Below are 25,706 nucleotides of genomic sequence, written 5' to 3' on the forward strand. Positions count from 1 at the left end.
GATATTCTAAAATATAGGGACACAGACGGAAATAGTCTGAAAATTTTTAAAATTACGGAACCAGTGTCAGAGAGAAAAGGAGGACAGAGGAAAACGGAACACTGGCTGCCAAAAAGGGAGGAATTGTATCTGAAAGCAAGAACAAAAATGAGAATATTGGTGTGGATGCTCATTTGCACCATGCTGTTTCAGAACGTAGCCTATGCAGGCGAATGGAAACAGGAGAGTACGGACTGGTATTATGAGCAGGACGGAGTGCGGCAGAAGGGATGGGTCAGCGACGAGACGGGGAGATACCTTCTGGATGACAATGGAAAACTCCAGTCCGGCTGGCATCTGGACGGTCAGACCTGGTATTTCCTGAATATGGCCCATGACGGCTATTTCGGCCGGGCTCTGACCGGTCAGTGGGCGTGGATCGACGGGTACTGCTATCTCTTTGACACAGAGGGAAAAATGTACGCAAACTGCACCACCCCGGACGGCTATGAGGTCAACGCCGACGGCAAATGGACGGTGGACGGCGTGGTGCAGTACGTGGAAGGAAAGGGGATTCTGACCGCCCCGTTGGCGGCTGGAAACGGCGCCGCCAATCCCTTCAGCGGCGGAGGTTCCGGCGGAGGTTCCGGCGGTGGGGGCGGCGGTGGCGGTGGCGGTAGCCACTCCGGGGGAAGTTCCGGCGGCAGCAGCTCCGGCTCCGGAAACCAGGGCAGCATCACCTTCCCGGAGTATGAGGGCGTAGAATTTGACAGCAGCGTCACCATGCAGACCCTGGAGTTTGCCGACGATCCGGAGGCCGGCATCGTGACGGTTCCCGACCAGGCGGAGGTGCAGAACTGGAAAGCCGGAGAAATCCGCATTCTCCACGACGAGGAGTCCCCGTGGAATGATATCGCCATTCGGGTGACCGGCGTGGAAGAGACTGATTCCGGGGCTGTGGTGCACTATGAGCAGCCCTTATTGGAGGAAGTGGTGGATTCTATCCACATCTCTGGCGTTGTGGAGACAGGGGGAGAGTTCATCCCTGCGGAGGGAGTGACGGTACAGCCTGCGGCCAGGGCGATGGCCAGGAGCAGGGAAAGCGGAACCTTTCATGGAATAGGAGGCCCGATCGCCCTCACGTACTCGAATAACGGGATCAAGGTTGAGGGAAGTTTTCTGCTGAACCGCATATTTTATGATTACCAGGCGGAAACGATAGACGGGGAGTTTCAGATTGAACGATGTACGATGGAGATAGATGCCGAGGCAGATCTGATGTTTTCCGCTTTGAAGGAGACGGATTTCGATCCCGATAATAAAAGAGAGAGGATTCCACTAGGAGAGATAAAAATCCCCTTTGGTTCCATACCGGGTTTTTTAGCAGGCGTATCCATCGGGCTGGAACCGAGTCTGGAAGGCGGCGGTACCATTGGAGGCCATTTTGATTTAAAAGCCGGAATTACCCTTGAAGAGGATGGGGAGTGGACTCCTCTGTTTGAGTCAGACCCCTCTTTAAATGAATTGGAGCTGTATGGCAGTGCGCGTCTGATGTTTGTGGCGGGATTTCCCCTTTCGTTCCTGGGTTTAAAGCTGTCGGATGTGGGCGGCAAGATAGGAATTGGATTAGACGGGGAAGCGAAACCCATACCGGGAGGTCTTTTTCAGTTCTGTCTTGATGGAAAATTTCATTTTCTCGGCAGTGTGTATGCGGAATTGAGCAAGGTGCTCAGCGCAGAATGGGCGCTGTTTGATATACCGGATCCGCCGCGCTCTATCCACATTGAGGAGACCGGAATCGTAAAGGAATGTACCCGTAAGGGGGAGATCAACTACAGCTACAAAGGAACGGTCATCGATGCGGAAACCGGTGATCCCATCGACCAGGCGCGGGTCGAGCTGCTTTGGAACGGCTCCATCCCGGAAGTCCTTTATACGGGAGCGGATGGCCGTTTCGGAGGCCTTTCCCTGGTGAGCACGGATCACAAAATCCGGGTTACTTCCAATGGCTACGTGCCCTGTGAGATGGATGTGATGTCCCAGTCTGGAGGGGTCTCGGATCTGGTGGTAAAGCTGACTCCTGATGAGAAACCGAAGGGGGGATGGTCGGTTACGGTTACAGACTCTAGTACGGGCCTTGCACTCCCGAAAGCAACGGTGAATATTTTGCAGGATGATGTGCTGCTGCTGGAATACGCGACCGACGAAAACGGATTCTGCAAGGGGAAGGATTTGACGGAGGGAACGTATACCCTCACTGTGTCGAAAGAAAAGTATAGCACGTATAAAACGTCATTAACCATAGAACAGGATAAGGAAAACGTGTTAAAGGTTCCGCTGCAGCCCATTGGAACTGCGTTGTGGTCGGTTCAGATCTATGAAAAGAATACGAATACTGCAATTCCCAATGCCACAGTAAAAGTCCGGAGGGATGGGGAGACAGAGATCCTGGAGGAGGCCACCAGCGATGGGAATGGTCTTTGCAAAGGGGCTATGTATCTGACGGATGGAACGTATACGCTGCTTATATCCGCAGACGGATATGACGATGTGGAGATACCGTTGGAAATCACGGATGGAGCGGAGAAAAAGTTGCAGGCCACAATGGTGAAAACCCAGACAATGGTATCAGACGGATGGGAGGCTTACGTGACAGACGCGGAAACCGGAAAACCGATTCCCCAGGCTCTTGTATGGCTACTGGCAGAGGATGTGATGGACAGCGTCTACACGAAAAACGATGGGTATTGTGTGAATCAGAACCGGCTGGATCCTGGCATATACCGGGTATGGGTGCGTGCAGATTACTACGAGACTTATGTCACTACTGTAGAGATACCAGAGAGCGGGACCGCTGAGTGCAGATGGAACCTTCAGCCATACCGGAAGTCGGGGATCGACTGTGGTGTCCGGGGATATACCATATGTTCGGAAGATCGCTCCTGGTACGTTCCTGATGCGAAAGTAGAGTTCTATAGCGGCGGGAAGTTAGTGGAAACGATGTATTCTGATGCAGAGGGATATTTTGAATGTGAGCTGCCGGAGGGAGAGTACTCCATGCGTGTTTCTGCGGACGGATATGTTACGAAGGAAACGAATGCAGTGCCCACTTCCCTGGGGGATTTCGTTCATGAAATTAATTTGGAAATAGAGAAATATCCGGTTACATTCAATATCAAGACGGGCGATGGAGATATTCCGGATACGATGGAAGTCTATTTCGATATGGTGGAAGGCAAGTATTGGTTAGATAACCATCATTTTGGTAGTCTTGAAAAAGAAGGGGATACGTTTAAGGCAGAATTGTGGTATGGAACCTATATGCTTAATATGGATTCCATTTACGTAGGGGAGAATATGTGTGAATCGCATACGAAAGAAGTGACGATTGATAAAACAAACGAGAGCAATGCAGTATTTGACGTCACATTGACTGTAATCCCCCAGGAAACAAACGCCCTGCTCCTAAGCCTGGAGATCCCAGAGGAACCGATGGCAACCCCATCTGATCTGCCGGAGACAGACCTGGACAAGGACGATGACGATGAGAAACCGGATACCGTCCTGGATAGCGAAGAACCGGCGAACCCGGTAGAGAAACCGGACGACGGCGCAGAGCCGGAAGAACCGGAGGCTGAAGAGAACCTTGAAACAGGAAAACTGGAACCAGATGCCGGGGAAGATGAGGAAGAACTGGAGCCGGATTCTGGGAAAGACCCGGATGCGGAATCCGATCCAGACGCCGGGGAACCTTCCGAGGAGGAAGGAGACCTGGACGAGGTGTCTGAACCGGAGGAGCCGGAAAGCCAGGAACCAGAAAAACCGACAGAGCCGGAAGAGCCAGTTTCCGAAGATCCCTCTGAAACCGAGCTAAAAGAATCAGAAATAGAACCAACGGAGGAAACCTAAAAGACAAAGGGCGCCGTAGCATATCGCAATGCTGCGGCGCCCAATATTGTCCGCCGAATCTTCCTATGATATAATGGCAGAAACAAAACCTGGGATACAGACGAGGAGGAGAGCCATGCTTTTTGGGAGAAAAAACAAGAAACCGAAGGCAGGATGGGACGTGCCGGTCCAGGCGGAGGCCCTGACGCCTTTAGAGGAGTACCAAAAAAGGCCGGGATTTAACGGAAATGACGTGCTCCAGCTGGCCATTGATCTGTGCAGGGCGCTGGAGGCCCGCGAAAGGGAGGGCATTCTCCACGGGGACGTGAGACCGGAAAACATCTATGTCACCAGGGACGGCGTGTTTCAGCTGGGAGGAGCTGGCACCGCCGTGGAAAGCGCAGAAAGCGCGGAAACAGCCGCGGGTAAGGCTGCCGCTGCCGCCTACATGGCGCCGGAGGTGTGGAAGGGCGGGCCCGACAGCACCACCGCTGGTCTCTACAGCCTGGGCCTGGTGCTGTATCAGCTGCTAAACGGCGGCCGCCTGCCCTTCTGGCCAGAGCCGCCAGTGCCTGTCACCGGCCAGGATCAGGAAAATGCCTTTGCCCGCCGCATGAACGGAGAGTCTTTTCCTGTGCCCACCCGCGCCGGGGGGCCTCTGGCGCGGATCATCCTGCGGGCCTGTGAGTATGACCGGAACAAACGGTATCAGAGCCCAGAAGAAATGCGCTGGGATCTGGAGTTTTTTCTTGCCTGGGGGGAGAAACAGGAGAACGGGCAGCAGCAGCTCCCGGATCCAGATGATCCGGAAACGAATGGCGGGAAAAACCGGTTTGAACGGGAAGGAGATGACCCCATGCCCGGAACGCGGGGAGACGGGAAAGGTCTGCCGGCGATCCCCAGGCCGAAAACCTCGGTGCAAAGCCGTTTCACCGGCTGCCTGTTAGGCGGGGCGGTGGGCGACGCCCTGGGGTATCCCGTGGAATTTCAGAATGAGGCGGCGATTTTTGATCAGTACGGTCCCAGCGGGATTCAGACGCTGGAACAGGCGGGAAACCCGGCGGTGATTTCCGACGATACCCAGATGACCCTGTTTGCCGCCAATGCCATAGTGTATTACAAAAATCATGTCCATGCAGGGGGAGTAATGCCGGATGTATGGCTGGCTTATCGGGAGTGGCTGGGAACCCAGGGGAATGTCTCCCGGATGGAACAGGACGGGCCGAAAATGTGGATTTACAGCGACAGCCGCCTCCACGCCTGCCGCGCTCCCGGAAACACCTGCTTAAGCGCCATCCGCAACAGCCCTGACGGCGGAACCATGGAGGAGCCGGTAAATAACAGCAAGGGCTGCGGAACGGTGATGCGGGCCGCCCCCTACGGTCTGGTGGCAGACGGGGATCCTGAGAACCCGACGGAATCCCTTTGCGTGAAACTGGCCTGCGAGGACGCGGCCCTCACCCACGGCCATCCCCTGGCCTGGGGCAGCTCCGGCTGGCTGGCGGCCTGTGTGTTCCGTGCCGTCCAGGACCGGCAATATGAGCGTCTGGAGGACTGCATGAAGATTTCTCTGCCGAGGGAGGCGGATCCGGAGGGGAAAATCGACAAGCTGACGAAACAGGCGATTTGGCTGGCCAACGAGGACTCGCTCTCCGATCTGGCCGCCATCCATGCCCTGGGAGAAGGCTGGGTGGCGGAGGAGGCCCTGGCCATCGCCGTGTTCTGCGCGGTGCGCTACCAGGACGATTTTGCCGCGGCCATCCGGGCGGCGGTGAACCACAAGGGAGACAGCGATTCCACCGGGGCTATCTGCGGCAACATCCTGGGGGCGTGGCTGGGAAAAGAGGCGGTGGAGCAGGCCTTTTCCCTGGATCATCTGGAGCTGCGGGACGTGATCGAAACTATGGCGGAAGATCTGTATCGGGTCTCCGGATGCCGCCCGCCAAAGCCGGGAGAGGAGCCGGAGTGGGATAGAAAGTACCGGAGTCCGGCGAAAAAGTGAGAATAAAACAGGAAAATGAAAAAGTGCGCCCATCCCGCCGGAGGCTTTCCGGCCACAGGGAGCGCCTTTTTCTACGACACAAAACCGGAGCTGCCGGGACAGCAGAAACCTTCCTTTCTGCCGCCCAGGCAGCTCCGGCTGCGTCTGAGGATAATTGGCTAAACGTCCTCCGTCACCGTGCAGGAGGAAACGGGCACCGCATCCGCCGGCTCTCCGGCCGGCTCCGGCGTGAACAATTCCATTTCCGCCTTTTTCGCTGGGACAGGAACCGGTTTTTTAGCCGCGTCCATCGGGATGCCTTCGCTGGCCTGCGCTGCCTTTTCCTCGCTCCCGGCCTCGTTAGCGGCAGGCGGCTGCGCCCCGGAACCGGCCGTTTCCCCTGTTTCCGCCGTTTCCTGGCCATCGGCGTCCTGCATCGCCTCCCGGCGGTAGCTCGCCGCCTGCTTTTTCACCTGCTCCAGTTTCAGATGGAAATAGACCTGGATGATCCGCACCGACAGCATGGTCACAAAGACCGGCAGCACTAAATAAAAAAAGCGCATCCGTTTCAGCTTTCGCCACTCCCGTTCCCAATCCTGGTAAAATCCCTTCTTCATCCTGTTCCCCCCTAAGACATACTCATCAGCGTTTTCATGATAAACGCGTAAATCTCCTGATTTTTCCCCTTCCATTTGCTGCACATGGCCTCCGCCTGCTCCTTGTCCGGCACTGACAGATCCAGGGAGATGACCGGCGCGCGTCCTTCCCGCACCTCGCAGTGGACAATGTAGTCCTGATTGGTGGACTTGTAGTAGTCGGCGATGGTGCTCACCTCGTTGCGGAGGCGGAACCGGTTTTCCTTCAGATACTGATCCATGTCCTCCGTGATGGTGGGACTGATATTTTTGCCAAAGAAGGAGAGGGTTTCCTCCCCCTCTCTGGTGATTTCATAGCGGGTGCTGTTATGGCTGGCCTCCTTCTTTAAAAGCCCGGCCTCCAAAAGCTCATTTAACGCCTGCTGGAGGCTGAAGTACGTGGTGTACTCATGGTCCAGGAAAAAGGAGGTGAGCTGGGAGTTGGTCAGGGGAAAATTCACCTGTTTCAGCATATACAGCACCATTAATTTATAGAGCGTGATCGGGTCTGTCAACATAAGCGGCTCCTAAATGTGTTCCTTCACCGCTCTGCTGACCACATCTGCCACCCGCGGGTCGAAGGCCTCCGGCAGAATGTTGTCCTCGTTTAAATCCGCCTCGTCCACCAGGCCTGCGATGGCCTCGGCGGCGGCCAGTTTCATCTCCTCGGTGATGGCTTTTGCCCGTCCCTCCAGGGCGCCCTTAAAGATGCCGGGGAACACCACCACGTTGTTTACCTGGTTGGGGAAGTCGGAGCGTCCCGTACCTACCACCCTGGCGCCCGCCGCCTTTGCCAGATCCGGCATGATCTCCGGCACGGGGTTTGCCATGGCAAATAAAATGGCGTCCCGGTTCATGGCGGCCACCATCTCCTCCGTGACGATGCCGGGGGCGGAGACGCCGATGAAAATGTCAGCTCCCTTTATGGCGTCCGCCAGAGAGCCGGTGCTGTGCTCTAAGTTGGTCACGTCCATCATCTTTTCCTGCATCCAGTTTAGGCCCTCCATGCCCTTGCAGAGGATTCCGGCCCGGTCGCAGAGGGTGAGGTGGGCAAAGCCGTAGGAGAGGAGCAGGCGGGAGATGGCGATTCCGGCGCTGCCGGCCCCGTTTACCACCACGCGGCAGTCCTCCTTCTTCTTGCCCGTCACCTTGAGGGCGTTGATGACACCGGCTAAGACAACGATGGCGGTGCCATGCTGGTCGTCGTGGAATACAGGGATGTCCAGGATCTCTTTTAAGCGCTCCTCGATCTCAAAGCAGCGGGGAGCGGAAATATCCTCCAGGTTGATGCCACCAAAGCCGGGAGCCAGATAGGTGACGGCTTTGATGATCTCCTCCGTGTCCTGGGTGTCCAGGCAGATGGGGACGGCATTCACACCGCCGAATTCCTTAAAGAGGACGGCCTTTCCCTCCATGACAGGCATGGCGGCGTAGGGGCCGATATTTCCCAGTCCCAGGACGGCGCTGCCGTCGGAGACTACGGCGATGGTGTTGGATTTCCAGGTATAGGTATAGGCGGCTTCCCGGTCTTTGGCGATTACCTTGCAGGGCTCGGCCACTCCGGGGGTGTAGGCCAGGGCCAGGTCCTCCCTGGAGGCCACTTTCGCCTTGGAAACAGTTTCCAGCTTTCCCTGCCATTTTTCGTGAAGGAGCAGGGCCTTTTCGTTGGTTGTCATAAATTCCTCCAATCCGCGGGATGAAAACCCCCGCAGCAAGCTACGCGTTTGGTAACCGTTCAGCTATGCAGAACCATATGGCAAAATGCTGCCCGGGAGCTTGCTCGCTAAGCAGTGTTTTCCGTATGTCTCTGCAGGGCGGACGCCCCACGGGAATCCTTTGACGTCTAATACCATTTCGCGTTAGCCGGTTTGTAAAATCCGTCAAATGATGAATGGCATGGCTAAACGGTTGCTTTTGTTTCTATCATAGCAAGTTTAGGGTTTTAAATCAAGGAGAAATATGCTAGAATGGATGAGACAAAAACGGACAGAAAAAGACAGGAACAGGTGGTACGATGAGAGAGAGAATTAACCGGCTTGCCAGGGGAATCGTGGATACGGAAAGCCCGGAATGTGTGTTAAAACCAGGGGCGGTGGACGAGGCGGTCCGTGCGGGGGAGCCTGCGCGGGGCGAATTTTTTGTCCTCAGCGGCAACGGGCTGATGGTGAAGGGACTGGTATACTCCACAGACGGACGGGTGCGGATCCCGGACAATTCCTTCGGCGGGCTGCGCAGCCGGGTGGCCTACGAGGTGGATTCAGAGCGGCTTTCCGACGGGGAGGAGATCCGCGGGGAGTTCTGCCTGGTGACCAACGGCGGGGAGATTCGCCTCCCTTACGTATTCCGGGCGGAAGCCGGGGCCCCGGCCCGGGCTGTCTCTAAGCTTTTGCGCCCGGCGGACTTTGCCCGCCTGGCCCGGGAAAATATGGAGCTGGCGGCCCGCCTGTTTGAGTGTCAGGAATTTCCGTCCGCCCCGTTTATGCAGGGCTTAAAGGCCAGGGCGGCCTATGAGGGCCTGCGGGGCGGCCGGGACCGGTTCGCGGCCCTGGAGGAGTTTCTGGTGGCCATGAACATGAAACCGGCGGTGGAAATCCATGTAAAAGAGGAAACGAAACGGTACGGGGAGCACGTGGGGGAGTTTGACGACACCCTGGTGATCCGCAAGCAGAATTGGGGCTATGTGAAACTTTCCATCGAGACGGAGGGGGAGTTTCTGGAGGCGGCCAGGGAAAAGCTCACAGACCGGGACTTTAAGAACGGGGAGTATGCGCTCACCTACCGCATGGACCCGGATAAAATGCACCGGGGCCGCAACCTGGGCTCCATCACCATAAAGAGCCCCCGCCGGGAGTACCGGGTGTACATTGTGGCGGACGGCCACGAGCAGGAGGAGCTGCAGGGGATGGAACGGATCGCCAGGCGGCGGGAGTTTCAGCGGTATCTGGCCCTGCGTCTGGACTGGGAGTCCGGCCGGGGAGACCGCTCCCGCCTGGCGGAGGAGATGGGAAATGAGCTTTTAAGGCTACGGGACACCGCCGGCAGTGAGCCGGTGCTGGACCTTCTGGCGGCGGAGACGGCAGTGATGGCGGGAAAGACAGACCGGGCGGCAGCGGCCCTGGCGGAGTGCCGGGACCAGATCCGGGAGCGGCAAAAGGAGGATCCGGAGCTTTACTGCTTTTATCAGTATCTGACCATGGAGGTGGAGAAGAAACCGGGTCAGCTGGAATCGCTGGTGCGTCTGCTCCACACCTACACCGGCCGTGCCGGCCGTCATTTTTACCTGTTCCTGCTGCTTTTAAAGCTGGACGCCAGCGTGTATGACAACCCGGGCGTGCTGCTGGAGTGGATGCGGGAGTATTTCCGGAACGGCTGCGCCAGCCCCTTTTTATACATTGAGGCCTGCCGGCTGTTGGAGAAAGAGCCGTCCCTGCTGCGGGAGATGGACGCCTTTGTGATCCACGCCCTGCGACTGGGCTTAAAACGGGGGCTGGTGGGAGAGGCCCTGGCGGACCGGGTGGCGGATCTGGCCGCGGACGCCGGGCGCTATCACCGGCTGTACTGCCGCCTGCTCATGGAGCTTTACGGCGCTTACGAAAAGAAGGAGCTTTTGGCGGCAGTCTGCGCCATGCTCATCCGTGGGGAGGACGTCTCTGCCCAGGCCTTTTCCTGGTACGGGAAGGGAATGGACGCGGGGCTTGGCCTCACCCGGCTTTACGAGTATTACCTGGCGTCCCTGCCGGATGATTACGGCCGTCTGCTCCCCAAGGAAGTGCTTTTGTACTTTTCCTATGCCAAGGACATGGACGGGACGTTAAAAAGCAAGCTGTACCGGAACATCCTTCTGTACCTGCCGGAGGAGGATCCCCTTTATCAAAGCTATGAGCGGGACATGGAGCAGTTTACCATGGAGCAGGTGTTTTCAGCCAGGGTGGACAGCCGTCTGGCCGTCCTCTACGAGCGGATGCTGTACCGGGACATGATTGATATTCCCGTGGCCCGGATTCTGCCGTCCCTGCTGCGCTCCTACCGGATCCAGTGCAAGAACCCGGTTATGAGACAGGTGATCATCTGTCACGAGGAGCTGAGCCGGGAGGACATTTACCAGCTCCAGGACGGGGCGGCCTACGTGCCTCTGTTTTCCGACCAGTGCGTGCTGGTGTTCCAGGATGCCGCCGGCGTGCGCTATATGAACGTGCCCTATGAAAAGACCAGAGTGATGAACCGCCCGGACCTGGAAACCAGGTGTTTCGAGGTGTATCCGGCCCATCCCATGCTGCTCCTTGCCAAAGTGCGGGAGATTTTGGGGAGCGGCATCGGCGGCGAGGCAGACATCGCGGTATTGGAGCAGGCCCTGGAGCAGGACAGCTTAAGTCCTCTCTACCGGCGTCTGCTCCTGGATAAGATCATCGCCTATTACGACCGTCTGGATACGGCTCCCGACGGCATGGAGCGGGGGCTGGGGTATCTGCTGCGGGTGGATAAGGAAACCCTGACCAAACGTCAGCGGATGCGTGTGGCCGCGGTGTTTATTAAACGGGGCTACTATCTGGAAAGCTACGAGATTTTAAAGACCTACGGCTGGGGGCAGCTGGACGTGGAACTGTTAGCCAGACTCTGCGGAAAAATGATCCTTCAAAGCCTTTTTGACGCCGACGAGGTGTTGCTGCGGATGGCGGCGGACGTGTTCTCCCAGGGGCAGGCGGACAGCGTGGTGCTGGATTACCTCTGCGAGCATTACAACGGGGCCACGGAAACCATGTACCAGATCCTGGAGGCGGGAGTGAAGGCCCAGGTGGAGACCTACGACCTGGAGGAGCGGCTGCTGGCTCAGATGCTGTTCTGCTCCCAGACGAAGGACATGGACCGGGTATTTGAGCTTTACGCGGAGCGGAAACGGGTGTCGGAGAGCCTGGTCAAGGCCTTTTTCACCCTGCGGAGCCTGGAGTATTTCGCGGGCCGCGCACCCCTGTCGCGGCGGGTCTGCGATTATTTGGAAGAAGTTGTGCAGGGAAGTCTTGAAAAGGATAAGGTACCTGTGGTATACTTATTGGCCTTGACAAAATATTACGCGTCCTGTCCGGCGCTCACAAAGGAGCAGACAGCCCTCTGCCGGACGCTGATGGACATCCTCCTGCGGGCGGGAATGGCCTTCCCCTATATGCAGGAGCTGTCCGGCCGCATTCCTCTGCCGGAGGACATTACCACCAAGGTGATGGTCCAGTATAACGGCAGGAAGGACTCCCGGCCGGTGATCCGTTTCCGGGTGCTGCCGGGAGAGACGGAGTTTAAGAGCGACGGGATGAGACGGGTATACCAGGGGATCTTTGTGAAACAGGCGGTGCTGTTTGACGGGGAGGTCCTGGAGTACGAGATCTACGACGACGGACAGCGCGGCAGGGAGCTGCGCCAGAAGGGAAAGATCGACGCCGCGGCGGGAAAAGGCGGCGGCAGCCGTTTTTCCAGTTTAAACCGTATGGGCGTCTGCCTGGCGGACGGTGATATGGACGGGCTGAAACGAGAAATGAGAGACTATTTGATAAAGACCGGAACTGTGGAAGAAATGTTTGACCTGATGTGACCGGCTGGAGGAGATGGAAGGAATGGATGAGCTGGTAATCGGCATGGACCTGTGCGACACCTATACAAAGGTCTGCTGCGGGGAGGAGGAACAATCGTGGACGGTCCCCACGGTGATCTGCAAGAAAAAGCAGACGGATGAGTGGTACGTGGGGAAGGAAGCCTACGGCCTGGTTCTCACGGGGACCGGCATCATGGTGGACAAGCTGATCAGCCTGGTGATGAAGGACGGTACGGCCACCATTGAGGGCGTGAAATACGGAGCGGCCCAGCTTTTGGAGAAATTCCTGGAGCGGGTGCTGCGGCTGCCGAAGGAGGAGTACGGCCAGGAGGGCATCGCCCAGCTGACCGTTTCCCTTCCCAGGGCGGAAGGGCGCCTCATGGACGTGCTCCTCACCTGCGCTGACGGCCTGCGCCTTTCCAGGCAGCGCCTCCATGTGATCAGCCATACGGAGAGCTTTGTCTACTACGTGATGAGCCAGAAAAAGGAGATCTGGGCCACCCAGGTGGGCCTGTTTGACTTATCTGACGAGGGTCTTTCCTACCACGAGCTGAAAGTGCAGCGGGGGATGAAACGGATGGTGGTCCAGGCGGAGGGCCAGGAGATGGAGGAATCCTTCAATCTGGACATCCTGGAAAACGCCGCCGGAGGGAAAATGGCGGACCGGATCCTCTGCTCCTGCGGGGAGCGGCTGCTGCAGAAGAAACTGTACTCCGCCGTATTCCTCACGGGAAAGGGCTTTGACAATCTGGACTGGGCGGACGGATTTAGGAAACTGATCTGTTCCAAGCGGAGAGTGTACGGGGAGGCGGATCTCTTTGCCAGGGGTGCGGCCTACCATGCCGCCGACCGCCTGCGGCCGAAGACGGCTTACCCCTTTGCCTGCATCTGCGAGGGGCGGCTGAAAGCCACCGTGTCCATGGCGGTGCGCCAGAAGGACAGGGAGATCCAGCTGGTGATGGCCTCTGCCGGGGACAGCTGGTATGAGGCAAAGACCAGCGTGGAGCTGATCGCGGACGGCCAAGATTACGTGGATTTTGCCATCACTCCCCTGGACGTGAAGAAGAAACGGACGGTGCGGATCCCTCTGGAGGGATTTCCGGAGCGGCCGGAGCGGACTACCCGGCTGGCGGTCACTGTGGGATTTCTGGATGAAAATACCATGGCGGTGGCCATCCGGGACAAAGGATTCGGGGAGCTGTTTCCCGCTACGGACGCCGTAGTGCGCCAAGAGGTTACGATATGAGCTTACTGTTGTGCCGGCAGGAGCCGGTGAAATGCCCCTATTACGTGGAGGCGTTGGACCTCCATCTGTACTCCTCCCAGGAGCTGTGCTACGTGATCTACCATCACCCTTTTTTGGTGATGGAGGATTTTGTGGACGAGGGGCTGTTGGAGTTTATCAGGGATGAGCTGAATATGGGCTTTCTGGCGGGAAAGCTGGAGAAGTGGAAGGCCAGCGGGGAAAACCCGGACGAGATGCTGTTTTCCATTCTGGCGGAGTGCTTTTATTACGGCCCGGCGGAGGTGAACCAGTACCGCCAGCAGGTGGCCGCCCTGCGGAAAAAACACCCGGCGGAGTACAAAAAGGAGCGGGCGGACTACTTATTTGGCATCCGCCAGTACGGAAGGGCCGTGGAGATTTACGAGGGCCTGACGGAGTCCCCAAAGGACCAGGTGGTGGACGATGCCTTTTTGGGCCGGGTGTGGAACAATCTGGGCGCCGCCTACGCCAGGCTGTTTCAGACGGCCAAGGCCTATCACGCCTTTGAGAAGGCCTACGGCTGCCTGGGAGAGGAGGCCATGGTGAAACGGATGTATTTCCTCACCCGTTTCAATCCCCAGCTGGAGCAGCTGGAAGGCCCCCTGTCCGCCGTGAAGGAAGAAACGCGGAAAGCCTGGGAAAGGGAGGCGGACGCGGCTCAGGAAAAGGCCGCCCAGTCCAGGGAAATCCTCAAGCTGGAGCAGCTGTTTGGCCAGGAGGAGGAGAAACGGGACGCCGGCGCGGCGGAGCTGGTGACCCGCTGGAAACAGGAGTACCGCAGCTCTGTTTTTTAAAAAAAGGTATTGCAAATTTTTGGGAACCGTGTATAATAGAGAACAATTAATCACAAAACACACAGAATCAGTGAAAAGCGATGACGAGGAGAAGTAGTCAGACAATTTGGTTTCAGAGAGCCGCCGTGAGCTGCGAGGCGGTACCGGTTCCTGATGAAAGTCACCTCTGAGCAGCCCGTTGAAATCGTTGGAGAGTAGGTGGGGACGGCCGACACCCGTTACCGTGTTTCCATACTAAAACGCGGCCTGACGCCAGCGGGAGGTAGGGAGTGAGTGGTCTGCCGCCCGGCAGGCAAAAAGAGTGGTACCGCAGAGGAAGTATAAGCCTTTGTCTCTTAGCATAATAAGAGACGAAGGCTTTTTTCATTTTTTAACAGGAAACTTTGTTTCCTGTTAAAGAACAATGCTCCGCAAGGAGGCACACTCCGCGCAAAGGAAAATGGCTGCTGACGCAGCCGCGCTCCGGCGGGAGTGTACAGCAGGGAGCAATCCGGCAGGTATCCGGCTGAAACCGCAGACCCCTGCGCGGAAGGGCAAACATTCGGCGGGCAGGCGTTTTTCACAAAATGAAATAGCTGCCCATAAGAGCATTCCATCTTAGGGAAAATCCTGGGGGATGGGTGAGCCGCAATGGGAGTGTACGTCTGGCGGATACAGTTTGCTTTGTCTGAGGAACACCTGCGTTTTTGTCCGCGGTGCGTTTGTGAAAGAAAATATGGTATGAGGAGGATATGAAGAATGAGAAGCGATAACGTGAAGAAGGGTCCGGAGAGAACTCCGAACAGAAGCCTGTTTTACGCGTTGGGATATACAGACGAGGAGCTGGAGAGACCGCTGATCGGCGTGGTCAGCGCCTACAGCGAGATCGTTCCGGGGCATATGCACCTGGATAAAGTGGCCCAGGCGGCCAAGGACGGCGTCCGCCTGGCAGGGGGAACCCCGGTTCTGGTTCCCGCCATCGGCGTCTGCGACGGAATTGCCATGGGACATAAGGGAATGAAATACTCCCTTCCCAGCAGAGAGCTGATCTGCGACTCCATCGAGACCATGGCGCAGGCCCACTGCTTTGACGGCCTGGTGCTGGTTCCCAACTGTGACAAGATCGTGCCGGCCATGCTCATGGCGGCGGCCAGACTGAATATCCCCTCTATCGTAGTCAGCGGCGGCCCCATGCTGGCGGGACGGCAGGGAAAGCGGAAAGTGAGCCTGTCTCAGATGTTTGAGGCGGTAGGCGGCTTTAAGGCGGGACTGATCGACCAGGAGACCCTGGATGATTATACCCAGCACACCTGTCCCGGCTGCGGCAGCTGCGCCGGAATGTACACGGCCAACAGCATGAACTGCTTATCCGAGGCCATCGGCATGGCTCTCCCTGGAAACGGCACCATCCCGGCGGTGTACGCCGCCAGGCTCCAGCTGGCAAAGCACGCCGGCATGAAGGTGATGGATCTGGTGAAAAACGACGTGAAACCGAGAGACATCCTGACGCCGGAGGCCTTTGAGAACGCCCTGGCCACAGATATGGCCTTAGGCTGCAGCACCAACAGCGTGCTCCACCTCCTGGCCATCGCCAACGAGGCCGGAGTTCCCATGGATCTGGAGACCATCAACAAGGTAAGCTCCAGAACCCCCAACTACTGCCATCTGGCTCCGGCCGGCCCCACCCACATCGAGGACCTCTACGAGGCCGGCGGCGTGCAGGCGGTGATGAAACAGCTGGCGGACGGCGGCCTGTTACATACCTCTCTCATGACTGTGACGGGAAAGACGGTGGGAGAAAACTTAGAGGGAGCGGTGAACCGGGATCCGGAGTCCATCCGCCCCATGGATAACCCCTACAGCAAAACCGGCGGCATTGCCGTACTGTGGGGCAATATCGCAAAGGACGGCTGCGTGGTCAAGAGAAGCGCCGTAGCCGACGAGATGCTGGTGCACCAGGGCCCGGCCCGGGTGTTTGACGGTGAGGAGGAGGCCATCGAGGCCATCTACGCCGGCCAGATCAAGCCGGGAGACGTGGTGGTGATCCGCTACGAAGGCCCCAAGGGCGGCCCTGGAATGCGGGAGATGTTAAATCCCACCAGCGCCCTGGCGGGGATGAAACTGGATAAATCGGTGGCCCTGATCACCGACGGACGGTTCTCCGGAGCCTCCAGAGGAGCCTCCATTGGCCATGTGAGCCCGGAGGCGGCAGAGGGCGGAGCCATCGCCCTGGTGCAGGAGGGAGACACCATTTCCATCAACATTCCGGAAGGAAAATTAAACGTCCTGGTGGACGAGGCGGAGCTGGAGGCGAGACGGGCGGCCTGGAAGGCGCCGGCTCCCAAGGAGACCGCCGGATGGCTGGGACGGTACGCCAGACTGGTGAGCAGCGCCAATACGGGGGCGGTTTTAAAGTAAAAGTAGAAAGGGGAAGGTTACAGAATGAAATTGACAGGAGCGGACATTATCGCCGAGGTGCTCATTGAGCAGGGAGTAGACACCATCTTTGGCTACCCCGGAGGAGCCGTACTGAATATATATGATGCACTTTACAAATACAGCGATCAGATCCGTCACGTGATGACGGCCCACGAGCAGGGGGCGGCCCACGCGGCGGATGGATACGCCAGGCTGACGGGCCGGACGGGAGTGGTGCTCTCCACCAGCGGCCCGGGAGCTACCAACCTGGTGACCGGTATCGCCACCGCCTATATGGACAGCATCCCCATGGTAGCCATCACCGGAAACGTGGGAACGGACCTGATCGGAAAGGACAGTTTCCAGGAGGTATTTATCACCGGAATCACCATGCCCATCACAAAACACAACTACACCGTGCGCAACGTGGACGATCTGGCGGACACTCTGCGGGATGCCTTCCGCATCGCCCAGAGCGGCAGAAAGGGCCCGGTTCTGGTGGATGTGCCGAAGGATGTGACGGCGGCTTTGGCGGAGTTTGAGAGAAAGCCGGCAGGCCGGTACGGCTACGTGACCAACATCCCCGACGAGGAGATCCGTCAGGTGGCGGAGGCCTTAAATGCCTCTGAACGGCCGGTGATCTACTTCGGCGGCGGCGTGGTGGCATCGGGAGCGGGAGAACAGCTGAGAGAGCTGATCGAGAAGGCGGACATCCCGGCGGCCTACACCCTGATGGCAGCCGGCGTGGTGGGATATGAGGATCCCCACAACCTGGGCCTTTTGGGAATGCACGGCGGCCTGGTGAGCAACATCGCGGTGGACCAGGCGGATCTGGTGCTGGCCTTTGGAACCAGATTTGACGACCGGGTAGCCTCCGACACCAATAAATTCGCCAGAAACGCCAAGCTGGTGCACATTGACATCGACCCCAGCGAGGTGAATAAAAACGTGAGAGTGGATTACAGCCTGGTGGGAGACGCCGGGGATGTGCTGAGGGCCATGCTCCCCTACGTGAAGGAGACCCGCCACGAGGAGTGGATGAAGTGGATCAACGAGCAGAAAAAGGCGGACTACCAGCCGGTGGACGACGACAGCGTGATCCGTCCCCACCAGCTTATGAGGAGCCTCTGCCGGATGGCCGGAGAGGACGCCATCTACGTGACGGACGTAGGCCAGCACCAGATGTGGGCGGCCCAGTACCTGCGCCACGTAAGCCCCAGAAGTTTCCTCACCAGCGGCGGCCTGGGAACCATGGGCTACGGCTACGGGGCGGCCATCGGAGCCACCTTTGGATGTAAGGGAGAGCGCCGGGTGATCCATATCACCGGAGACGGTTCTTTCCATATGAATATGAACGAGGCCTGCACGGCGGTGAGCTACAACCTGCCCATTATCACAGTGATTATGAATAACCAGGTACTGGGAATGGTACGCCAGTGGCAGACGGCCTTCTACGGAATGCGCTATTCCAGCACCGATCCCCACAGAAAGACGAATTTCGCCAAGGTGGCGGAAGGATTCGGAGCCAAGGGATTCCACTGTGAGACCCTGGCGGAGTTTGAGGCGGCCATGGAGCAGGCGTTAAAGGAAAATGGCCCGGTGTGGATCGACTGCCGGATCGAGAAGGACGAGAAGGTGCTTCCCATGATCCCGGCGGGAGCCAGCGTAGAGGACATTATGCTCAACTAAGACGGAGAGAGAAGGAGGACAGCCATATGGCAAGAGAGGTCATTAGCATATTGGTAGACAACCACGCGGGCGTGCTGACCAGAGTATCATCCATGTTTGGACGCCGCGGGTTTAACATTGACAGCCTGACCGTTTCCGCCACCAGCGATCCTGGAATTTCCCGGATTACCGTAGTGGTGCAGGCGGACGATGATTCCCTGGAGCAGATCATCAAGCAGACGGCCAGACTGGAGGAGACCAGGGACATTTTCGTGCTCCACCGGGAAAACAGCCTGTTCCGGGAGCTTCTGCTGGTAAAGGTGTCGGCAGATGAGAAGACCCGTTCCCCCATCCGGGAGATCGCCGGGATTTACAAGGCGAAGATCATCGACCTTTCCGTGGACAGCATGGTGATGGAGCTCACCGGCGAGCCGGAAAAGATCGACGCGTTTTTAAAGATCCTCTCCAGCTACCGGATCCTGGAAATGTGCCGGACGGGGATCACAGCCCTGGAGCGGGGCGGTCAGGAGACCATTTACCACGGGGGATTAAATATTTAACGGCAGACAGCGGATGCGTTTTCCAGGGCGGATATGCCCTGGAGTGCAGATAAATGCGGCGGGACAGGGGACGGCCACAGGCGGAAACCTGCGGACGCAAAACGAAAAAAGAAAAGGAGAATGAGAGCTATGGTAAAGAAATATTATGACGGAGACTGCAACTTAGGGGTATTGGACGGACGGAAGGTAGCCATCATGGGTTACGGCAGCCAGGGACACGCTCACGCCCTGAACCTGCATGAGAGCGGCGTGGACGTAATCGTAGGCTTAAGAAAGGATTCCGCCAGCTGGGCAAAGGCAGAGGCTGCCGGCCTTACGGTAATGGAGGTTTCCGAGGCTGCCAAGGCCGCGGACGTGGTGATGATGCTGGTTCCCGACGAGATCTCCGCTGACATTTACAACAGCCAGGTAGCTCCCTACATGGAGGAGGGCAATACCTTAATGTTCGCCCACGGGTTCAACATCCACTACAAACTGGTGACCCCGGCAAAGAACATAGATGTGATCATGGTAGCTCCCAAGGGACCGGGCCACGTGGTGAGAAGCACCTACACCGAGGGCCAGGGCGTTCCCAGCCTGATCGCCATTTATCAGGATTTCACGGGACGGGCAAAGGATACGGCCTTAGCTTACGCGTCCGGGATCGGAGCGGGCAGAGCCGGCATTCTGGAGACCACCTTTAAGGAGGAGACGGAGACCGACCTCTTTGGCGAGCAGGCAGTGCTCTGCGGCGGTGTGACGGAGCTTATGAAGGCTGGTTTCGAGACTCTGGTGGAGGCCGGATACGAGCCGGAGATGGCATATTTTGAGTGTATCCATGAGATGAAACTGATCGTGGACCTGATCAACAAGGGCGGTTTCGGCATGATGAGATACTCCATTTCCAACACGGCGGAGTACGGTGACTACCGCACCGGCAAGAGACTGATCACCGACGAGACGAGAAAGGAAATGAAGAAGGTTCTCACGGAGATTCAGGACGGCACCTTCGCCAGCGAGTTTATGACCGAGTTCTCCCCGGCCGGCGGACGGAAGGTGAAATTCCTGGCTCGCCGCAGAATGGAGAATGAGCACCTGCTGGAGAAAGTGGGAGCTGAGCTTAGAAAGATGATGAGCTGGTTAAAGTAAGACGAGACGGATCGGGGCAGAGGGCGGGAGTTCGTCCTCTGCCCCTTTTGTCTGATTTTGATGAAAATGGCTCCGGCGGGCCGGCGGTCAGCCCAGGGATTTTAACTGCTCGATGAGCTGTTTTGCCGTGCGGGGGCTGCGGCCGCCGCTGCGGATGGCAAAGCTTTCCGCCTTGCGGATCAGCTCGTCCCGGTCGATGGAGAGCTCGTAGAGAGCCGCCAGATCCTCCACGATCTGGAGATAGAGGTCCTTATCCGGCCGGGAGAAGGTGACAGTGAGGCCAAACCGGGCGGAGAGGCTTAAAAGCTCCTGCATGGTGTCGGCTAAATGGAGGTCGTCTCCCTCTCGGTCCGCAAAACTCTCTTTGATGAGATGGCGGCGGTTGGAGGTGGCGTAGACCACCAGGTTGGGGCCGTGGCTGCTGACGCTGCCCTCCAGGATGGCCTTTAAGGCGGCGAAGTCGTTGTCATTGGAGGAGAAACTCAAATCGTCGATGAACAGGATGAATTTCAGCGGGTTAGCGCTTAAGGAATCCATCAGGTCCGGGATCTGGTAGAGCTGGTTTTTCTTCACCTCAATGAGGCGCAGGCCCCGGTGAGCGTACTCGTTGGCAATGGCCTTTACGGTGCTGCTCTTTCCTGTGCCGGCGTCGCCGTAGAGCAGGGCGTTTACTGCGGGACGGCCTTCCAGCAGGGCCAGGGTGTTAGCAATGACCTTTCCCCGCTCCGCTTCATAGCCGGAGAGCTGGGAGAGACGCTGGGGGTCGGGATGGCGGACGGGCACCAGGCGGCCGTCAGACACGGTGAATACGTGATATTTGGCGTAGATGCCGTAGCCCTTCTGGGGGAGGTTTTCCAGGGTTTCCCGGTAGGCCGCCACAAAGTCCTGAGGAGAGGTGGTCCAGACGGGAAGAAGGGCGCCGTCCGGAGCCGCGGACCGGCAGCCGGAGCCGTCAAACTGGGAGAGGCGCTGGAGGAATTTCAGCTCCGTTTCCAGACGGGAATCTAAAAGGCCGGATGTTCTGGAACCGGCTCCCGTGACGTAAAAATTTTCGTCCTCCAGGGCGGCGCCGAGAAGATACTGGCTGAAATCGTCGGTTCTGGCCAGGAGGGCGGAGGCGAACTCGCAGTAGGCGTCCACAAAGGGGGCGCCGGAGGACGGATCCGTGTCCAGCAGGGCCAGGAGACGGGAGATGACAGGGTCGTTTAACAGATTCCGGAAGATCACCAGGCTGTGAAGGCCGGAAGAAAGCGTATGTGTGGATTCCATATTTGAATACCTCCTGTGTCGAATTGTGCTGCTATCAGTATAACGGTTTGACGGGGGAGATGCAAGGGAAACAGGAAAGAGAGGAAGGATGACGATGGACAATCTGACGTTGGATAAGATCTATCACGCGGCCTACGTGCTGAAATCCGTGGCGCGCAGGACCGATCTCATAAAGGCGGTGGGGCTCTGCCCCGGCAGCGATATTTATTTAAAGACAGAAAACCTCCAGGTGACCGGCAGCTTTAAGGTGCGGGGGGCGTACTACAAAATGAGCCAGCTGACGGAGGAGGAGAAGGCGAAGGGCGTGATCGCCAGCAGCGCCGGAAACCACGCCCAGGGCGTGGCCCTGTCAGCCAAGCAGAACGGGATTCCCTGCGTGATCTGTATGCCGGACGGCGCCCCCATCAGCAAGGTGGAGGCCACGAAGTCCTACGGCGCGAAGGTGTGCCTGGTGAAGGGAGCCTACGATGACGCTTACGACTATGCCTGTGAGCTCCAGGAAAAGGAAGGCTACACCTTTATCCATCCCTTCAACGACCCGGCGGTGATCGCCGGACAGGGGACCATCGGCCTGGAGATTTTGGATCAGATGCCGGACGTGGACGTGGTGTTAGTGCCGGTGGGCGGCGGCGGACTCATCAGCGGCGTGGCCTTCGCCATCAAAAAGCTTCATCCGGAGTGCAAGGTCTACGGCGTTCAGGCGGCCGGCGCCCCCAGCATGAAGGAGTCCCTGGAGAAGAAGGAGGCCATCACCCTGGGATCGGTTTCCACCTTCGCGGACGGAATTGCCGTGAAACATCCGGGGGATCTCACTTTTGACCTGGTGAGCCGGTATGTGGACGGGGTGGTGACGGTGACAGACGACGAGACGGCCTGCGCCGTGCTGGCCCTGATGGAGAAACAGAAACTGGTGACAGAGGGCGCCGGGGCGGTAGCTGTGGCGGCCGCCATGTTCGGAAAGGTGGATCTGGCCGGGAAAAAGGTAGTCTGCCTCCTGTCCGGTGGAAATATCGACGTGAATATCTTAAGCCGGGTCATCACCCGCGGCCTGGTGATGGCGGGCAGAAACAGCACTCTGACCCTGCAGCTGGAGGATAAGCCGGGACAGCTCAAGGACGTGAGCGAGATCATCAGCCGTTGCGGCGGAAACGTGGTGCGGGTGCATCACAACCAGAGCGATACCAACATGGCCATCACCAGCTGCTACCTGACGGTGAGCATGGAAACCAGGGACAAGGAGCAGGTGGAGGAGATCAAGAGAGAGCTTGTGAAGGCAGGATTCCAGCTGATTTCCAATACATAAGGGGAAATTGGGATTTGAGTATAGTAGCATAGTATGGATTGCGGACTCTGCGGAGTCCGTTTTCTTTTTGTGCGGAGATGGGCGGTTGGTTGGGAAAGCAGGGGGCTGGGGTGGCAACATATCGGGAAACGGGTCCAGCCAGCACAATAGGAATTATAAAATCAGAAAATGAGATTGTGAACCGGAAACGCATATGCTATACTGGCGATACGGAAAGTCAGAGCACATAGAGGCGGCCTGCCCTCCCACAATCGGAGGGGCGAACCCTCCGGACGAAAGAAAGGGGGGCGATGCCAATGTATGTTACATATCAGGACCTGGTTCAGATAGGGATATTCATTGTAGCCCTCGTGGGATTGTGTTATACAATTTTTCGGGGAAGAAAATAGCCGCCACTACTCCCAATAGTGACGGCTGATGTTGAAAAACATTTAGCTTTAATCATTCAAGGGTAGGCCGTGTGTCTCTGGCTTTCCCCTTTCTGTTATCAATATAGCATATCTGGCAATGCAGTGCAAGAAAATTCGATTCCTCAGCTCGTATGACAACTCGTATGTTTTCCAAACACCGTTTTAAAACAGCCCGTCAACCGGCTGCGGCCTGGCAGAGCTTTCGCCCATGGGAAGGGGACATCTCGCTCACCGGTAAAGGGGCAGAACGGGAAGCACAGGCCCGGAGACCAGGCCGGGGATCCGGACGGTCAGATCCTTTGCTAGCTGGATGAGAAACCGGCCGTGGCTGCTGACGCCGCGGCTTTTTAAGTGGGCGAACACGATCTTGCGGCAGAGGACGGGCTGGTCCAGGGAGAAAAAGGCCAGCCGGCCGGCCGTGCCGGTACGGGTGACGGTGTGGGCCGGGGTGATCACCAGCCCCACTCCCTCCGCCGCCAGCCGCACCGTCGTCTCATGCCGGAGAAATTCCTGGCTGAAGGTGTATTCCAATCCGTAGCGCTCAAACAGATACTCTGAGATCCGGCGGATGCCCGTCCCCTTCTTCAGAGCGATGAAATTCTGGCCCTTCAGGAGCTGGGCCGGGATGAGATAGGGAGAGGGCAGAGTGTTGCGGCACAGGTCGAAGGCCTGGCAGAAGGGGTGTTCCTTCGCGGCGGCGATGACAATGGGGTCGTCGGCGATCACCTCAAAGGAGATCTGGTCTGAATGGAAGGGAAGGGTGTTTAAGGCCAGATCCACGTCGCCGTTTAAGAGGAAGGTTTCGATCTCCTGGTTGTTTCCCTCCACCACCTGGAGGTCGATGAGGGGAAACTTCTGGCTGAAGGCGGGGATCAGATGGGGCAGCCAGACGGAGCCGCGGTCGCTGGGGATGCCCAGGACCAGGCGGCTTTTCTGGACGGTGGCGATGTGGGTGATTTCCTCCATGAGATGACGGTTTAAATCCAGGATTTTGCGGGCCTCCTCCACAAACAGCTCTCCGGCGTAGGTGAGGCGGATGGGGGAGGTGTTGCGGTCAAAGAGTTTCACCCCCAGCTCCTCCTCCAGAAGGTTTAGGGATTTGGTGAGGGCCGGCTGGGAGATGTAGAGCATTTCCGCGGCCCTGCGCATATTCTGGGCCTCCGCCACGGCGATGACATAGGTATATTTGTTTAAATTCATATCCGGATTCCTCCTTTTTCCGGCAATTTGATCTCGTATGATTATATGATAACAAAAGGTTATCAAAAAGTAAAGCTTTGATATTGGACGGCAGAGAGATTTTCGTGTAATCTATCCATATAAAGATCAGATCCGGACTGAAATTGAAAAAATCTTACAAGTAAAAGAAGAAAATGATAACTTTTGTTCTAACAGGAGGGGCGCGTATGTGTGATGTAAAACAGAGAATCCATGAGATCGCGGAGGAAAAGAGAGAGAGAATCGCGGAGATGAACCGTGCCGTCTGGAGCTATGCGGAATACGGTTACCAGGAGGTTCAGAGCGCGGCGAAACTGACGGAGGTGCTGGAGGCGGAAGGGTTTCAGGTAGAGCGGGGGATCGCGGGGATTCCCACCGCCTTTGTGGGAACCTACGGCAGCGGAAAGCCGGTGATCGGCATTCTGGCGGAGTATGACGCCCTCCCCAATTTAAGCCAGGAGGCCGGGGAGGCGGAGCGGAAACCCATCGAGGGAAAACGGTACGGCCATGGCTGCGGCCACAGCGCTCTGGGCGCCGGTGCCGTGGGTGCGGCCCTTATCGTAAAGGAGTATTTAAAGGAAACGGGAGTGCAGGGCACGGTGAAAATCTTTGGCTGCCCGGCGGAGGAGACCGGCTTTGGAAAGTGCTTTATGGTGAGAGAGGGCTGCTTTGAGGGGCTGGATCTCTGCTTTACCTGGCATCCCATGGACTTAAACCGCTGCTTTACCAGGAGCTCTGCCTACTATAAGGTGAGATTTGACTTCAAGGGAAAGGCGGCCCACGCGGGACGGGCCCCGGAGCTAGGCAGAAGCGCTCTGGACGCCTGCGAGCTGATGAACGTGGGAGTGAACTATTTAAGAGAGCACGTGGTTTCCAACGCGAGAATCCACTACGCGTATTTGGACTGCGGCGGCGACGCGCCCAATGTGGTTCAGGAGACGGCATCCCTGCTGTACTTTGTGAGAGGCCCCAGGCTGGCCGTCTGTGAGGAGATCCTGGAGCGGGTGAAAAAGATCGCCCAGGGAGCGGCCCTTATGACGGAGACCAACGTGAACATTAAGGTGCTGGGCGGAATGAGCGACTTTATCCCTAACCCCACAGCCTCCAGGCTGCTGTCCGACGCCTTCGTGGAGCAGGGCGCCCCGGATTTCGGCGAGGAGGAGTTTGCCATCGCCAGAAAATTCCTGGATGCCATGACGCCGGAGGACCGGGAGAAGGCCATTCAGACGGGAGCGAAGGCGAACGGCATCAGCCCGGAGGAGTTTGAGAAACGGCCTCTGAGCACCACGGTCATCCCCTTCTCGGAGAAGGACCGGGAGACGCTGTCCACCGGCTCCACAGACGTGGGAGATGTAAGCTACAACGTGCCTACGGGACAGTTCCGGGCGGCCATCGGAGTCCCGGGAATCACCACCCACACCTGGCAGTTTGCCGGCATGACGGGAACCACCGTAGGGGACAAGGCAAGCCAGGCCATCGCCCGCGCCATTGCCCGCGCCTGCACGAAGGTGTACGCGGACCCGTCCCTGACGGAGGCGGCGAAGAAGGAGCTTTTGGACGAGACGAAAGGAATCTACATTTCCCCGCTGCCGGAAGGGGCAGTTCCCGGGGACGGAATGTAAGAAGAAACGGGA

General features: G+C 57.7%; 16 protein-coding genes and 1 other annotated feature. Of the genes, 11 read left to right on the forward strand and 5 right to left on the reverse strand.

Features of this window, described 5'->3' with window-relative positions; genetic code table 11:
- Window positions 1–147: 147 nt before the first annotated feature.
- Together B5E84_RS20835 and B5E84_RS09770 are read left to right on the forward strand one after the other, a co-directional pair.
- Complete coding sequence (locus tag B5E84_RS20835; RefSeq protein ID WP_143469202.1) at window positions 148–3,888, forward strand: carboxypeptidase regulatory-like domain-containing protein; 3,741 nt, start codon at window positions 148–150, stop codon at window positions 3,886–3,888.
- 115 nt (window positions 3,889–4,003) lie between these two features.
- Entirely contained in the window at window positions 4,004–5,869 is a 1,866-nt protein-coding gene (locus tag B5E84_RS09770) for an ADP-ribosylglycohydrolase family protein (protein WP_162612839.1), read from the forward strand.
- A 158-nt stretch (window positions 5,870–6,027) separates the two neighbouring features.
- Here the strand turns inward: B5E84_RS09770 and B5E84_RS09775 are convergent, their stop codons facing one another.
- The 3 genes from B5E84_RS09775 to B5E84_RS09785 are packed head-to-tail and all read right to left on the reverse strand — an operon-like array spanning window position 6,028 to window position 8,159.
- Window positions 6,028–6,465, reverse strand: a complete 438-nt coding sequence (locus tag B5E84_RS09775) for a hypothetical protein (protein WP_087222182.1) — start codon at window positions 6,463–6,465, stop codon at window positions 6,028–6,030.
- A gap of 11 nt (window positions 6,466–6,476) precedes the next feature.
- Entirely contained in the window at window positions 6,477–7,001 is a 525-nt protein-coding gene (locus B5E84_RS09780) for a DUF4364 family protein (RefSeq protein WP_087222184.1), read from the reverse strand.
- Between the two features lie 9 nt (window positions 7,002–7,010).
- Window positions 7,011–8,159: an NAD(P)-dependent malic enzyme gene (locus tag B5E84_RS09785; protein ID WP_087222186.1), complete on the reverse strand. Its 1,149-nt coding sequence runs from the start codon at window positions 8,157–8,159 to the stop codon at window positions 7,011–7,013.
- A gap of 338 nt (window positions 8,160–8,497) precedes the next feature.
- On the opposite strand from B5E84_RS09785, the gene B5E84_RS09790 reads away from it, so the two are divergent.
- The 7 genes from B5E84_RS09790 to ilvC all read left to right on the forward strand — a co-directional run bounded on the left by B5E84_RS09790 (window position 8,498) and on the right by ilvC (window position 19,872).
- A complete protein-coding gene (locus tag B5E84_RS09790) occupies window positions 8,498–12,061 on the forward strand; it encodes a DUF5717 family protein (protein ID WP_087222188.1) in 3,564 nt (1,187 codons plus the stop codon).
- Between the two features lie 22 nt (window positions 12,062–12,083).
- Entirely contained in the window at window positions 12,084–13,307 is a 1,224-nt protein-coding gene (locus B5E84_RS09795) for a DUF5716 family protein (RefSeq protein ID WP_087222190.1), read from the forward strand.
- Window positions 13,304–14,119: a hypothetical protein gene (locus tag B5E84_RS09800; RefSeq protein WP_087222192.1), complete on the forward strand. Its 816-nt coding sequence runs from the start codon at window positions 13,304–13,306 to the stop codon at window positions 14,117–14,119. The genes B5E84_RS09795 and B5E84_RS09800 overlap by 4 nt, the downstream gene beginning before the upstream one ends.
- Window positions 14,120–14,190: 71 nt before the next feature.
- Window positions 14,191–14,458, forward strand: a binding site (T-box leader).
- Window positions 14,459–14,857: 399 nt separating this feature from the next.
- Window positions 14,858–16,516 (forward strand): dihydroxy-acid dehydratase, encoded by a 1,659-nt coding sequence (ilvD, locus tag B5E84_RS09805; RefSeq protein WP_087222194.1) that lies wholly within the window; start codon window positions 14,858–14,860, stop codon window positions 16,514–16,516.
- A 24-nt stretch (window positions 16,517–16,540) separates the two neighbouring features.
- Window positions 16,541–18,205 carry a biosynthetic-type acetolactate synthase large subunit gene (gene ilvB, locus B5E84_RS09810; protein ID WP_087222196.1) on the forward strand — a complete coding sequence of 555 codons (1,665 nt, stop codon included), beginning with the start codon at window positions 16,541–16,543 and terminating at the stop codon, window positions 18,203–18,205.
- A gap of 26 nt (window positions 18,206–18,231) precedes the next feature.
- Window positions 18,232–18,744: an acetolactate synthase small subunit gene (gene ilvN, locus B5E84_RS09815; protein WP_087222198.1), complete on the forward strand. Its 513-nt coding sequence runs from the start codon at window positions 18,232–18,234 to the stop codon at window positions 18,742–18,744.
- Between the two features lie 129 nt (window positions 18,745–18,873).
- The gene (ilvC, locus tag B5E84_RS09820; protein WP_087222200.1) at window positions 18,874–19,872 is read left to right on the forward strand and encodes a ketol-acid reductoisomerase; all 999 of its coding nucleotides are present in this window, start codon (window positions 18,874–18,876) and stop codon (window positions 19,870–19,872) included.
- Between the two features lie 87 nt (window positions 19,873–19,959).
- Here ilvC and B5E84_RS09825 read toward each other — a convergent pair whose 3' ends face one another.
- On the reverse strand, window positions 19,960–21,141 hold the full coding sequence (locus tag B5E84_RS09825; protein ID WP_087222202.1) for an ATP-binding protein: 1,182 nt from the start codon (window positions 21,139–21,141) through the stop codon (window positions 19,960–19,962).
- A gap of 88 nt (window positions 21,142–21,229) precedes the next feature.
- Here B5E84_RS09825 and ilvA point away from each other — a divergent pair, with 88 nt between their 5' ends.
- Window positions 21,230–22,444, forward strand: a complete 1,215-nt coding sequence (ilvA, locus tag B5E84_RS09830; protein WP_242963337.1) for a threonine ammonia-lyase — start codon at window positions 21,230–21,232, stop codon at window positions 22,442–22,444.
- A 638-nt stretch (window positions 22,445–23,082) separates the two neighbouring features.
- Here the strand turns inward: ilvA and B5E84_RS09835 are convergent.
- Window positions 23,083–24,054, reverse strand: coding sequence for a LysR family transcriptional regulator (locus B5E84_RS09835; protein WP_087222205.1), 972 nt, complete (start codon window positions 24,052–24,054; stop codon window positions 23,083–23,085).
- A gap of 206 nt (window positions 24,055–24,260) precedes the next feature.
- Here B5E84_RS09835 and B5E84_RS09840 point away from each other — a divergent pair, with 206 nt between their 5' ends.
- Window positions 24,261–25,694 carry an amidohydrolase gene (locus B5E84_RS09840; protein WP_087222207.1) on the forward strand — a complete coding sequence of 478 codons (1,434 nt, stop codon included), beginning with the start codon at window positions 24,261–24,263 and terminating at the stop codon, window positions 25,692–25,694.
- The last annotated feature ends 12 nt before the right edge of the window (window positions 25,695–25,706 follow it).

Origin of the sequence: Lachnoclostridium sp. An14, assembly GCF_002160755.1 — a bacterium.
In the GTDB taxonomy this organism is placed as follows: domain Bacteria; phylum Bacillota; class Clostridia; order Lachnospirales; family Lachnospiraceae; genus Lachnoclostridium_A.